Annotated in this window: 13 protein-coding genes; 4 read left to right on the top strand and 9 right to left on the bottom strand. The window is 64.9% G+C overall.

The features are described from left to right. Positions 1 to 41: 41 nt before the first annotated feature. On the top strand, positions 42 to 1,250 hold the full coding sequence (locus ACFFGH_RS07910) for an acetyl-CoA C-acyltransferase (protein WP_386666705.1): 1,209 nt from the start codon (positions 42 to 44) through the stop codon (positions 1,248 to 1,250). A gap of 37 nt (positions 1,251 to 1,287) precedes the next feature. Here ACFFGH_RS07910 and ACFFGH_RS07905 read toward each other — a convergent pair whose 3' ends face one another. From ACFFGH_RS07905 to cmk, 9 genes are all read right to left on the bottom strand, one after another. Further along, on the bottom strand, positions 1,288 to 1,629 hold the full coding sequence (locus ACFFGH_RS07905; RefSeq protein WP_386666703.1) for a tRNA-binding protein: 342 nt from the start codon (positions 1,627 to 1,629) through the stop codon (positions 1,288 to 1,290). Then, on the bottom strand, positions 1,626 to 2,912 hold the full coding sequence (locus tag ACFFGH_RS07900; protein ID WP_386666701.1) for an NAD(P)/FAD-dependent oxidoreductase: 1,287 nt from the start codon (positions 2,910 to 2,912) through the stop codon (positions 1,626 to 1,628). The genes ACFFGH_RS07905 and ACFFGH_RS07900 overlap by 4 nt, the downstream gene beginning before the upstream one ends. Positions 2,913 to 2,960: 48 nt before the next feature. Then, positions 2,961 to 3,878 (bottom strand): UTP--glucose-1-phosphate uridylyltransferase GalU, encoded by a 918-nt coding sequence (galU, locus tag ACFFGH_RS07895; protein WP_386666698.1) that lies wholly within the window; start codon positions 3,876 to 3,878, stop codon positions 2,961 to 2,963. Next, entirely contained in the window at positions 3,878 to 5,791 is a 1,914-nt protein-coding gene (locus tag ACFFGH_RS07890) for a polysaccharide biosynthesis protein (RefSeq protein ID WP_386667437.1), read from the bottom strand. Before ACFFGH_RS07890 ends, galU begins: the two co-directional genes overlap by 1 nt. 20 nt (positions 5,792 to 5,811) lie before the next feature. Further along, a complete protein-coding gene (locus tag ACFFGH_RS07885; protein ID WP_386666696.1) occupies positions 5,812 to 6,798 on the bottom strand; it encodes an MraY family glycosyltransferase in 987 nt (328 codons plus the stop codon). 3 nt (positions 6,799 to 6,801) lie between these two features. After that, positions 6,802 to 7,977, bottom strand: coding sequence for a lipopolysaccharide assembly protein LapB (lapB, locus tag ACFFGH_RS07880; protein WP_386667435.1), 1,176 nt, complete (start codon positions 7,975 to 7,977; stop codon positions 6,802 to 6,804). Between the two features lie 347 nt (positions 7,978 to 8,324). Further along, the gene (locus ACFFGH_RS07875; RefSeq protein WP_386666693.1) at positions 8,325 to 8,645 is read right to left on the bottom strand and encodes an integration host factor subunit beta; all 321 of its coding nucleotides are present in this window, start codon (positions 8,643 to 8,645) and stop codon (positions 8,325 to 8,327) included. 107 nt (positions 8,646 to 8,752) lie between these two features. Then, a complete protein-coding gene (rpsA, locus tag ACFFGH_RS07870; protein ID WP_386666691.1) occupies positions 8,753 to 10,441 on the bottom strand; it encodes a 30S ribosomal protein S1 in 1,689 nt (562 codons plus the stop codon). A gap of 168 nt (positions 10,442 to 10,609) precedes the next feature. Beyond that, complete coding sequence (cmk, locus tag ACFFGH_RS07865; RefSeq protein WP_386667434.1) at positions 10,610 to 11,281, bottom strand: (d)CMP kinase; 672 nt, start codon at positions 11,279 to 11,281, stop codon at positions 10,610 to 10,612. 149 nt (positions 11,282 to 11,430) lie between these two features. Here cmk and ykgO point away from each other — a divergent pair, with 149 nt between their 5' ends. From ykgO to ACFFGH_RS07850, 3 genes are all read left to right on the top strand, one after another. Then, positions 11,431 to 11,556 carry a type B 50S ribosomal protein L36 gene (gene ykgO / locus ACFFGH_RS07860; protein WP_010342887.1) on the top strand — a complete coding sequence of 42 codons (126 nt, stop codon included), beginning with the start codon at positions 11,431 to 11,433 and terminating at the stop codon, positions 11,554 to 11,556. Between the two features lie 157 nt (positions 11,557 to 11,713). Beyond that, entirely contained in the window at positions 11,714 to 12,043 is a 330-nt protein-coding gene (locus ACFFGH_RS07855) for a hypothetical protein (protein WP_386666688.1), read from the top strand. Between the two features lie 88 nt (positions 12,044 to 12,131). After that, positions 12,132 to 13,166 carry an agmatine deiminase family protein gene (locus tag ACFFGH_RS07850; RefSeq protein WP_386666686.1) on the top strand — a complete coding sequence of 345 codons (1,035 nt, stop codon included), beginning with the start codon at positions 12,132 to 12,134 and terminating at the stop codon, positions 13,164 to 13,166. Positions 13,167 to 13,211: the final 45 nt, after the last annotated feature.

Raw genomic sequence — 13,211 nt, 5'->3', positions numbered from 1 at the left:
GACGAATCCCGAATCTCCACTCCCGAATACCGAGGCACCCCATGACCAAGCAAGTTCAAGACGCCTATATCGTCGCCGCCACCCGCACCCCGGTCGGCAAGGCGCGGGGCATGTTCCGAAACACCCGGCCTGACGACATGCTCGCGCACGTGCTGCGCAGCGTCGTGGCACAAGCGCCCGGCATCGACGTCAACCGCATCGAGGACGTCATCATCGGGTGCGCTATGCCCGAGGCCGAGCAAGGCATGAACGTCGCACGCATCGGCATGCTGCTCGCCGGCCTGCCGAACACCGTAGCGGCGCAGACGATCAACCGGTTCTGTTCGTCGGGCCTGCAGGCGGTCGCGATGGCGGCCGACCAGATCCGCCTCGGCAATGCGGATCTGATGCTGGCTGGCGGCACCGAATCGATGTCGATGGTGCCGATGATGGGCAATAAGGTCGCGCTCAGCCCGAGCGTGTTCGCGAACGACAACGAGCACATCGCGATCGCCTACGGCATGGGCATCACGGCTGAGAACGTCGCGAAAGAATGGAACGTCTCGCGCGAGGATCAGGACGCGTTCGCGCTCGAATCACACCGCAAAGCGCTTGCGGCGATCCAGAACGGCGAGTTCAAGGACGAGATCACCCCTTACGAGATCGTGTCGCGCATTCCAGATGCGGCCAATGGCACGGTCAAGACCAAAACCCGCGTGGCCGACACCGACGAGGGCCCGCGCCCGGATACGTCCATGGAGAGCCTGGCACGCCTGAAGCCGGTCTTCCGTAACGGCCAGTTCGGCGGCAGCGTGACCGCAGGCAATGCGTCGCAGATGAGCGACGGCGCGGCGGCGATCCTGCTCGCCTCGGAGCAGGCGATCAAGGACTACAACCTGACTCCGCTCGCACGCTTCGCAAGCTTCTCGGTTGCGGGCGTGCGGCCTGAGGTCATGGGCATCGGTCCGAACGCGGCCATTCCGAAAGCACTCAAGCAGGCCGGCGTCACTCGCGAGCAGCTGGACTGGATCGAACTCAACGAAGCGTTCGCTGCACAGGCGCTTGCGGTCATTCGCGACTCGGAGCTCGACATGTCGAAGGTCAACCCGCTCGGCGGCGCGATCGCACTCGGCCACCCACTCGGCGCGACCGGCGCGATCCGTACGGCGACCGTTGTGCACGGCCTGCGTCGCCGGCAGCAGAAGTACGGCCTGGTGACGATGTGCATCGGCACCGGCATGGGCGCGGCGGGCGTCTTCGAAGCGCTTTGACGGTCAACCGTGGGGCACTCTGCCCCACCTCTGCAGATCAGGCGAGTCTCGTGCCGTTCGGCACGGCTCGCTCGACGGTGGTGATCACCACACCCTCGTCGGTATGGAAGCCCGTCAGCAGGAACTCCGATCGAAACGGGCCCACCTGTTTTGGCGGGAAGTTCAGCACGCCGACGATCTGGCGTCCGACTAGGTCGTCCGCGGAATAGAGCAATGTGATCTGCGCGCTGGTCTTGCAAACGCCATGGGGCCCGAAGTCGGCCCACACTTTCCAGGAAGGCTTACGCGCCTCGGGGAAGGGCTCGACGCGGATCACCGTGCCGGCGCAGATCAGAACGCGCTCGAAGTCGCTCCATTCGATGGTCGCCTGATCGCTCATGCCGGCCGCCCGTCGGATGCGGCCTTCAGCGCGTCTTTCATCTCGGCCCACCAGTAGCTGAGCTGGGCGGCGGCAAAGCCTGCGGGCTTCATCGCGGACGTGAGTCCGTAACGACCAAAATCGCGCCAGCGCCCGTCGCCTTCGGCCATCGCGGCCGCAATGGTCTCGCCCGCGAGCGTCGTCGGCGCAACCCCGTGTCCCCCGAACGCCTGCGCCAGCCACAGGCCCGGCTCGATCTGCCCGATCTGCGGCATCTGGTGCCGCGCATAACTCATCAGACCGGACCAGGCGTACTCGATCCGCACCCCTTCCAGCTGGGGAAACACCTTGAGCATGTCGCGGTAGAGCAGTTTTTCGATCGCGGCAGGCCGCCTGTCCAAGACGGAAATCCGCCCTCCCCACAGTAGGCGGCTGTCGGGAAGCGGCCGGTAGTAGTCGAATGCGAACCGGGTGTCGTAGACCGCCGCATCGGTCGAAAGGATCTCGCCCATGCGCGCGCCGAGCGGCTCGGTGACCATGACGTAGGTCGCGATCGGAAGTACCGAAGCGTCGACCTGCCGCCGTAGCCGGGCCAGATAGCCACCACAGGCGAGCACGACCTCACGAGTGCGGATCTCGCCTGTGCGTGTTCGAACGCGCCAACCGCGCCCGTCGCGCACAACATCCGAGACCGGGGAGCGCTCGAATACACGGACGCCGCTTTCCTCCGCCGCGGTGGCAAGCCCTAGCGCGTACTGCAACGGGTGGAAGTGAAATGCCTGCGCCTCGAATAGCCCGCCGTGATAGCGCTCGCTGTGGATGCGCTCTCGCAGTGCGTCCCGATCCAGCCACTGCCAATGCGCGTCGAAGCGGTCTGCCAGCAATTGCCGTCGCTGCCTGAGCACCTCGGCGTCGCGAAACCAGTTGGCCCAGATGACGCCGGCCTCGCGCAGGCCACAGTCGATCCCATATCGCGAGATCCGGTTGCGGATCAGTTCGATCGATTCGAGCGTGCCGCGGTATAGCGCCCTCGCCCGCTGCGGTCCCAATTCACGCAGCAGCGCGTCCTCTCCCTTCGAGAATCCGCCAAAAACGAATCCGCCGTTACGACCCGAAGCGCCGAATGCGATCTGTTCGGCCTCGACCAGTACCACATCGGTTACGCCGCGCTCGGCGAGTCCAAGCGCAGTGTTGAGTCCGGCGAACCCGCCGCCAACGACGCACACGGCCGCTTCCGCGCGGCCCTCAAGCGGGGCGAAAGCACGCGGTGCGGCAGTCGAACGGTAGTAGTTGGCTTCAATCATCGACAGGTATCCCCCGACCTCTACGGCCGAAGGATACCCGCCCGGTGCTTACGCCACTTCGGCGAAGCCCATCTCGGCAAGCGCGTTGCACATCAGTTCGCGCGCAGCGTCACTGAGGGTTTCGTGATCGAGTGCGTAGCGAATCGTCGCTTCGATCAAGCCGAGGTGCGTACCGCAGTCGAAACGTGCGCCCTGGAAGCGGAACGCATCGACGGCTTCGTACTTCAGAAGCGACGCGATGCCGTCCGTAAGCTGGATCTCGTTGCCGGCGCCCGCCTGGGTCGCTTCGAGCAGGTCGAAGATCGCGGGATTGAGGATGTAGCGTCCGACGACCGCGAGCGTGCTGGGCGCATTCTCGGGCTTGGGCTTCTCTACGATCGCGCTGACGCGACCCTGGCGGTTGGAGAACGTGTCGGTTGCCACGATGCCGTAGCTGCTGGTCTTGTCGCGCGGCACGTCCTGCACGGCGATCACACTGGCGCCACTGAACTCGGCCGCATCCGCCATCTGGCGCAGTGCGCCGGGGCCACGGTTCCAGATCAGGTCGTCCGGCAGCAGCACCGCGAACGGCTCGTCGCGGATGACCGGGCGTGCACACAGCACTGCGTGCCCCAGGCCGAGCGCTTCGGTCTGCGTAACGAAAATCGTCTGGATGCCCGGCGGAACGACGTTGCGGATCAGCTCGAGCTGCTCGATCTTGCCCGCACGTTCGAGCTTCTGCTCGAGCTCGTAGGCCTTGTCGAAGTAATCGGCAACCGAATGCTTGTAGCGGTTGGTGACGAAGATCAGCGTGTCGCAGCCGGCGTCGATCGCCTCGTCGACCGCGTACTGGATCAGCGGCTTGTCGACGATCGGCAGCATCTCCTTCGGCACGGTCTTCGTCGCAGGGAGAAAGCGGGTACCGAGGCCGGCAACGGGAAACACGGCCTTGCGGATACGGCGGCGCGAGCGGAATTGGACGGACATCAAACCTTCCTGGCGTGGCGGGCGGGAAACGCAACCACGGTGGCGGAGTCTGTCGAAGCCGGCTTCCGCCCCTGTGGCTGGAACTCGGGCACTGCTGCCTGGAGCAGTACCGCGAGCGCCGCGCAATCGTAACGGGCGGTCGCGTCACGAAGCTGTGTAATTGAGCCCTCGATCTCGTCGGCCGCCACCGGGCGTGGCTCGGCCTGGAGAATCTTGGGATGCAGCGTCGGACGGTAGCGCTCGTCTGCATGGAACAGCGTCTCGTGCAGCTTTTCGCCGGGCCGCAGCCCGGTGTACACGACCGCGATATCACGTCCCGGCTGCTTGCCAGCAAGGCGGATCATCTGCTCGGCGAGCACGCGGATCGGCACAGGTTCGCCCATGTCGAGCGTGTAGACCGCCTCATGCGTACCGATCGCAGACGCCTGCAGGATCAGCTGACAGGCCTCGGGGATCGTCATGAAGAATCGCGTGACCTCCGGATCAGTTACCGTCACCGGTCCACCGCGACGGATCTGCTCGCGGAACAGCGGCACGACGCTGCCCGCGGAATCGAGCACGTTGCCGAAACGAACGGTCACGAACCGCGTGCTGCGGTGGCAGGCCTGCGCCTGACAGACCATCTCTGCAAGACGCTTGCTTGCGCCGAGCACGTTGACCGGATCGACTGCCTTGTCGGTCGAGATGAGGACGAAGGTGCCGACACGCGCTTCGCGACACGCCGAAGCGACCGTATGCGTCGACAGGGCGTTGTTGCGCACAGCTTCGCGCAGCTGCGCTTCCAGCAGCGGCACCTGCTTGTACGCGGCGGCGTGGAAGACCGCGTCAGGGGACGCCAGGCGCAACGCATGCGCGATCACGGCAGGGTCGCCGCAGTCGCCGAGCACGCTGACGAATTCGAGATCGGGGAAGTCCCGCCGCAGTGCTGACTCGGTGGTCGTCAGTGCGAGCTCGTCAATCTCGACCAGGGCAATACGACGCGCGCCGTGATGCGCGCATTGGCGGCACAGTTCCGAGCCGATGGAGCCACCAGCGCCGGTGACCAGCACCGAGCGCCCGCCCAGCCAGCTGCGGATCGCCTTCCAGTCAGGCAGCACCGGCTTGCGACCGAGCAGGTCCTCGATCGCGACCTCCTTGAGCTCGCCCGGAAGCGACCGGCCTTCAAGCACGTCCTGCAAGCGGGGCACCATGCGAAAAGGCAGGCCGCTTCGCTCGCACGCCGAGACCACCGCCCGTAAAGATTGCGCGTCGACCGAAGGCATCGCGATGACCAGCAGCTGCGCGGCCGTTTCGCGGGCGATCTCGGCAACGTCCTGTACACGGCCGATGACCGGGATGCCCTGCACCTTGCTGCCGCGCAGCTTCGGTGCGTCGTCGAGGAAACCGACCGGCTGGTGGGTTCCGACGCGACGCAGATCGCGTACCAGCGCTTCCCCTGCGCCGCCAGCGCCGAGAATCAGGGTGCGGACTGATGTCGCCGACTGCTCGGTACGGCTGTCTTTCCAGCTCCGATAAAGCAGGCGCGGCGCGCCGAGCAGGCCCATCAGCGCGATCGGATAGAGCGCCAGCGCGATTCGCGACACCCCCTCCATGCGGTTGTAGAGGGAAAGCGCAACCACGATGGCCACCAGCCCCAGGGCACACGCTCGGAAGATGTTGCCGAGGTCCGGCACGCTGGCGAAGCGCCACAGCCCCCGGTAGAGGCCAACCTGCCAGAACACCAGTCCCTGCGCCGCAAGGACGACGGCCAGCGTGGCGGACCAAAGCGGCAGTTCCGGCGGATCGGGCATGACGCCGAAGCGCAGCCGGTGCAAGCCCTGCCAAACGAGCCAGACCATGCCCATGTCGTGCAGTGCAATTGCCAGCCGCGGCGCATTGCCTCGCCAGCCCAAACGGTCGCGCCAACTGCTCATTCCAGCCTCATCCTGCAAATTCAAACCGGATCCATCCGCATATGCCCGTGCGTCGCACGCTGAAGCATCAGCCACAGCAAGGCACCGGCGGTATACCACGCGCCGATGACAATCCACATCAACTGTGGCGCGAGCACGGCCGCACGGAGCGAAATGAGAGCGGATGCGGCGGTCCAGACGCAATAGGAAATCGTCACACGTGCATGCCCCCATTTCCTCGCACATGACTGATAAGCATGTTGCGTATGAGGCGTCCACCAACGCTCGCCACGGATCACGCGACGAAGCAACGTAAGACCCGCGTCGAGCACGAACGCCGACAGCAGCATCGGCACTAGAAGCCAGAACGTACGGGGCTCGTCGCCCAGCGCCAATACAGCAAGCGCTGCAATCGCGAAACCAATTGCGCCGCTGCCTACGTCGCCTAGGAAAATCCGCGCATTCGGGAAATTGAACGGTAGAAACCCGAGGCACGCCGCTGCAAGCGCGAGTGCAACCATGCCCCAGCCTTGGATTCCCACTGTAAATACAATCACCAGCGCTACCAATGCTGCCTGGGTCGCAGCGATGCCGTTGATGCCGTCCATGAAATTCCAGGCATTCGTCAGGCCGACACAGCCGGCGAAGATCACGACGGCCATCGCGAGGCTGCCGCCTTCGAGCGACCATGCAATGGCGACCCCAACAGCAGCGAGTGCGTGGACCGCGAGGCGAAGCCACGGCGACAGGGGCCTATGGTCATCGACGAGCCCGACCGCCGCGATTGCCAACATGCCGATGCCGAACGCGAGCGCAAGATCCATCGCGACCACGGAACGTGCGGCACCGATCGCAACTGCGACAAGCACCACGGCGACTATCGCTACGCCGCCACCCCGCGGTGTCGGAACGGCATGGCTCCTCCGCTCGCCCGGCTGGTCGACCAGCGAGTGGGCGAGCGCATACCGACGGGCCATCCACGTGCCGATCGCGCCGAGCAGTGCGAATGTTGCAAACCATCCAAGCACGGCTCACACCACAGCGTAATTGAGGAGTGGTTTAACGCTGCCCCACTCCTTGCAGCTCGGGCACTGCCAGTGGTGGCTTCGCGCACCGAATCCGCACCGCGTGCAGCGGTAACTGGGGTTGCGGACGAGCAGCTGATCGGTGATGTGCTTGAGATCGTGGAGCGTTGCGAGGGGGTCGCCCTGCTCGGCGAGCGTGAGGTCGATCAGTGCCGCCTCTCCTCTGACCGACGGCCGGTCCTTCAGTTGCTGTGCGAGGTAGGCACGCGCGGCAGCGACCCCTTCCTGCGTTTCTATCATCCGCGTCAGCGCAAGTACGGGCGCGATGCCACGGTAGTGTTCGCACATCTGTGCAAGAAACGTCCGGGCACCCGTGGAGTCGCCGGCCGCGTCATAGCAGGTGAGCAGCGCCGGAAGAATCTCCGGCAGGTAATCGGGATCGTTACGGGCGACGCGCTCGAACGCGCGGATCGCACTGGTCGTGTTACCAGCTTCAACTTCGATCCGACCCTCGAGCATGCCGGCCCGCACCGAGTTCGCGTCGGCTGCATACGCGCGGGCAACGGCAGCGCGCGCAGACGCGACATCGCCCGAGGCGCGGTGACGGTCCGCGAGCTCGCATTCGTACTGTGCGATCAGCTTGCCCATCGGCTCACCGGTAGCACCTTCAAACCTGCGGGCGTTCTCGATCGCTTTCGCCCAGTCCCGCTCGGCCTGGTAGATACCGATCAGGTGCTTGAGCGCGAGCGGCGAGAGGTCCAGCGCAACCAGCTCGGAAAAGACCGTTTCGGCACGGTCGAGCAGACCGGACTTCATGTAGTCCTCGCCAAGCGCCAGTAGAGCTTGCACCTTCTGGGCGTCGCTCAGCCCCGGCCGTTGGGCAAGGGCCTGGTGCAGTCGGATCGCGCGATCGACCTCGCCGCGGCGGCGGAACAGGTGCCCGAGCGCGACCTGAGTTTCGAAGGTTTCCTTGTCGAGTTCCGCGATCTGCAGGAACAGCTCGATCGCCTTGTCTGACTGCTCGTTGAGCAGATAGTTCAGGCCGCGGAAATACGTAGTGGACAGGCGGCTGACCTGCGTATCGCTGTGCCTTTCACCGCCGCGGCGTCCGATGATCCAGCCGCTGGCCGCCGCAATTGGAAGCAGCAGGAAAAACCAGAACCACTCGGTTATGAAATCCATGATTCGAAGCTCCCGCCGGTTTTGACATGCCGCTGTGCTGGCAGCGGAACTGCGACGTCGGCCCCGCCACATCCGTCATCCCGCTGAGTTTCAGGGTACGCGGGCAGCCTGCCGTACGACACGCTCGGCCTGCCCGAGGGTTCACGTGCGCCGGTCACCGGCTTGCCCCCACGACGGCCACAATGCTACGGCGCGGATGTAAGGCTGCAAGCGCTAGGCGGCGTGCCTGCCTATTTCGGGGCGTGCCCGACCGTTTGCTGCGCATTCGGGCAGCCGATCTACGTCTTTCGCATCCGCCACACTCGGTTACGCGGATTTATTGCGTCGCCTGATGGGCGCGACCATAGCTACTGCTTAGGCAGCTCTTGCTCGACCTCATCAAGAGGGGAGACGTCACTGACGCGCTCTCTCAGCTCCTTACCGGGCTTGAAGTGCGGAACGTGCTTCCCTGGAAGGGCAACCGATTCGCCAGTTTTCGGATTGCGCCCGAGGCGCGGCGGACGATAGTGAAGTGAAAAACTGCCAAAGCCGCGGATTTCAATGCGCTCACCGCCCGACAGTGCACTGCTCATCATTTCAAGCAGCGATTTGACCGCAAGGTCCACGTCGTCACTCTTGAGGTGCGACTGACGCTGGACAAGGATCTCGATCAGCTCGGACTTGGTCATGACGAACGCGGCTATCCGATCGGGAAAAGACAGAAATTCCGGACCCCGGACACAGGACGACCCGGCCGAAGCCGGGCCGTCCCAGTGCCCTCGCGGGCGATGGACGATTACTCGCCCTTGTTACCGAGCTGCTCGCGGAGCAGCGCGCCGAGCTTCGTCGTACCGCTCGAAGCGTCAGCAGCCGAGCGGTTGTAATCCGCATAGGCTTCCTGCTGCTCGGCCTCGTCCTTGGCCTTGATCGACAGCTGCATGGTGCGGCCCTTGCGATCATTGCCGACGATGCGGGCTTCGATCTCCTGGCCGACCTTCAAGTGCTTCGAGGCGTCGTCGATGCGCTCGCGGGCGATGTCGCGCGCGGCAATGTAGCCTTCGATCCCGCCTTCCAGCTCGACCGTCGCGCCACGTGCGTCGACTTCCTTGACGGTGCCCCTGACGATCGAACCCTTCGAGTTCGACGCCACGTACTGGCCCATCGGGTCCTGCTCGAGCTGCTTGATGCCTAGCGAGATGCGCTCGCGCTCCGGATCGACCGCCAGGACGACGGCTTCAACCGTGTCGCCCTTCTTGAAGTTGCGGACCACGTCCTCGCCAGTGGTGTTCCAGCTGATGTCGGACAGATGCACCAGGCCGTCGATACCGCCGTCCAGGCCGATGAAGATGCCGAAGTCCGTGATCGATTTGATCTGACCCTCGACCTTGTCACCCTTCTTGTGCAGTACAGAGAAGGTTTCCCACGGATTGTTCGTGACCTGCTTCATGCCGAGGGAGATGCGACGACGCTCTTCATCGACGTCGAGCACCATGACCTGAACCTCGTCACCGACCTGCACGATCTTCGACGGGTTGACGTTCTTGTTGGTCCAGTCCATCTCGGACACGTGCACCAGGCCTTCGACACCCGGCTCGATCTCGACGAACGCGCCGTAATCGGTGACGTTGCTGACCTTGCCGAACACGCGGGTGTTGGACGGGTAGCGGCGCGAGATGTTGTCCCACGGATCCTCGCCCAGCTGCTTGAGGCCGAGGCTGACGCGGTTGCGCTCACGGTCGTACTTGAGCACGCGGACGTCGAGCTCCTGGCCGACTTCCACGACTTCCGACGGGTGACGCACGCGCTTCCACGCCATGTCGGTGATGTGCAGCAGGCCATCGATGCCGCCGAGGTCGACGAACGCACCGTAATCGGTGAGGTTCTTGACGACGCCCTTGAGGATCGCGCCTTCCTGCAGCTTCTCCATCAGCTGCTCGCGCTCTGCGCTGTACTCGCTCTCGACCACCGCACGGCGGGAGACGACGATGTTGTTGCGCTTGCGGTCAAGCTTGATGAGCTTGAACTCGAGTTCCTTGCCCTCGAGGTACGCGGAGTCACGGACCGGACGCACGTCGACCAGCGAGCCCGGCAGGAAGCCGCGCACGTCCTTGATGTCGACGGTGAAGCCGCCCTTGACCTTGCCGCTGATACGACCGGTGATGGTCTCGTTCTTCTCGAGCGCCTGCTCGAGTTCGTCCCACACCATCGCGCGCTTGGCCTTCTCGCGCGACAGGACGGTTTCGCCGAAGCCGTTCTCGAGCGAGTCGAGCGCGACCTTGACTTCGTCGCCGATGCCTACATCGATTTCACCGGCGTCGTTCCGGAACTGCTCGATCGGCACGATGCCTTCAGACTTCAGCCCGGCGTTGATCACCACCACGTCGCCGCGGACATCCACGACGATACCGGTGACGATCGAGCCCGGCTTCAGCTTCGCCAGGTTCTGCTGGCTTTGTTCGAACAGTTCGGCAAATGATTCGGTCATTGAAAAGTTACTCGGTTGAACACTCGGGCCTGTCGCGTTGGCGAACCGGGCCCACCCATGTGTGATGCATGCGCATCGTTCGATAACCCGCCGCAGCGGGGCCTTTGTTGCAACTTCCCCTCGGAAGACCTTCTGCGCTGAGGCAGAAAAAGCCCGCGTGGTACACGCCTAGCGCTTGACCAGCGCCAGCACCTGCCCGACGACGTCCTCGATCCCCAGACCGGTGGTATCGATGCGAACGGCGTCATCGGCCGGCCGCAACGGCGCCACTGCCCGTTGGGCATCGCGCGCATCGCGGGCGAGGATCTCCCGAAGGAGACCGCTCAAGGTAACCGAAACTCCTTTGTCACTCAACTGCTTATAGCGCCTCTCGGCACGTTCCTCCGCACTGGCGGTCAGGAACACCTTCACGGATGCGCCGGGAAAGATGACCGTTCCCATGTCGCGCCCGTCCGCGACCAGGCCAGGAGGCTGGCAGAACTGCCGCTGCCGGTCCTTGAGCGCGGCCCTGACCTCGGGGATCGCCGCAATCGCCGAGGCTGCGGCCCCGGCCGTTTCGGTGCGCAGCTCGTCGGTCGCATCGAGGCCGTTGACAAGCACCCGGAGTTCGCCGTCCTCCGCCTCGCGGAAGCGGATGTCGGTGTCGAACGCGCACCGTACCAACGCCGCCGGGTCGGCCAGGTCGATGTCGGCCCAGCCGGCCGCCACCCCGACGGCGCGGTAGAGGGCGCCGGAGTCCAGGTAGTGCCAGCCCAGCTGCTGCGCCACCAGGCGGCTGATCGTGCCTTTGCCGGAGCCGGACGGCCCGTCGATCGTCAGAACAGGAGTCGTTGTATCCATCCGCCCATTATGGCCGGCCGGGGCGCTGCATAGCGCCGGCTCTACCCGCCCCACGCGCCTGAACTTCGGCAGCGCCCGGGCTTGCCTGACTGCCAAAGGACCGGCTAGAATCGCCGACTTGTTTTTTCCGCCCCTATTTCGAGGTCGTCATGAAGGTCCTGTCCTCCCTGAAGTCGGCGAAGGCCCGCCACCGCGACTGCAAGGTCGTCCGCCGTCGTGGCAAGGTCTTCGTGATTTGCAAGTCGAACCCGCGTTTCAAGGCGCGCCAGCGCTGAGTCGTTCAAGCGGCTCCGCGTCCTTCGACGCGTTGACCGACCGGAAGGCCGCCGCGAGGCGGCCTTCTGCGTTTCGGGCGCGTGCGACTGTCGCGGTAGATCATCGCCGCCGTTGGGCCGATGTTTACAATCGCCCCTCTCCGACCGGGATCGACCCATGAAGCCTTTTTGCGCGCTAGCCATTTGCCTTGCCATCGCCGGCGCTGCTTTCCCGGCCGGAGCGGAGACGTTGCTGGTCCAGCGGGTTGCCGAAGAGGCGCGCGTGGCACTCCCCGAGCGCGGGCTGACGATGGCGCAAGTGGAAAAGCGGTTTGGCGCACCCGCCGAACGGCTTGAGCCGCGTGGCGGTCAGCGGCAGCAGTGGCCGGCGATCCACCGCTGGGTCTACCCGGCGTTCACGGTCTACTTCGAGAAGAGCAAGGTGATCGATGCCGTGCTCAACCGTGCCGATGCCAACGAGATCGGGCCGAAGCCGGCAATCCGCTGAGCCTGTTGGCCCACCTGTTTACCCATCGGGCTGCTGACCGCTGCACTGCGGCGCGGCCCGCCCACCCGAAGAGCTTGTTGAGAGGACGATGTCCGAAGCCCTGTTGCGTTTCCCCGCAGAGTGGGAGCCCCAGTCCGCGGTCCTGATCGCCTGGCCGCACGCCGAAACGGACTGGGCAGAGCGGCTCGGTGATGTCGAGGAAACCTACATCGCGCTGGTCGCCGCGATTACCCGGTTCGAACCGGCCGTGGTCTGCGTCGCCGACGACGACATCCAGGCCTACGCACGTGCTCGCCTCGCGTCCGCCCGCATCGACATGGACCGCGTCCGTTTCATAACCGTGCCGTACGATGACACGTGGCTTCGGGACTCCGGCCCGATCACGCTGCGCGATGGCGAGCGGTTCCGGCTGCTCGACTTCCGGTTTACCGGATGGGGCGGGAAATTCGAAGCCAGTCTCGACGATCAGCTGGTCGAGGGACTGGAGCAGGCGCGGCTGTTCGACTCGAGCGAGCGGCAACCGATCGATTTCGCGCTGGAAGGCGGCGCGATCGACACCGATGGCGACGGCACGCTGCTGACCACGTGGAAGTGCCTGCAAGAGCGGCATCCGGGCATCGACCGCGACACGCTGTCAACCAAACTCGCGAACTGGCTGCGCCAGGAACGCGTGCTGTGGCTGGACCATGGCTATCTCGAGGGCGATGACACCGATGCCCACGTCGATACGCTGGCGCGTTTCGCGTCGGCCGACTCGATCGTCTACCAGGGCTGCGACGACCCTGGGGACTCGCACTACGAAGAACTGCGCAACATGGCGCAGGAACTCGCCGCATTGCGCACGCGCGAGGGCCAGCCCTACCGGTTGTTCGAGCTCCCGTGGGCGCGCCCGATCCTGGACGATGGCCGGCGCCTCGCTGCGAGCTATGCGAATTTCCTGATCGTCAACGGTGCGGTGCTGATGCCTGCCTACGGTGACGAAGCAGACTCCGCCGCGCAGGCCGTTTTGGCGCAGGCGTTTCCCGATCGCGAGATCGTTGCCGTGCCCTGCCGGCCATTGATCTGGCAGAACGGTAGCCTGCACTGCATCACGATGCAGCTGCCTGCGGGCTTGGTCGGCTGACGACCGCCCCGATATCGCCTTCAGCTGCGTCACGGAACCAACGGA

It is taken from the genome of Lysobacter korlensis (genome assembly GCF_042434515.1).
Note: the sequence above shows the minus strand (reverse complement) of the source record. Positions and strands in the feature narration are given on the sequence as shown.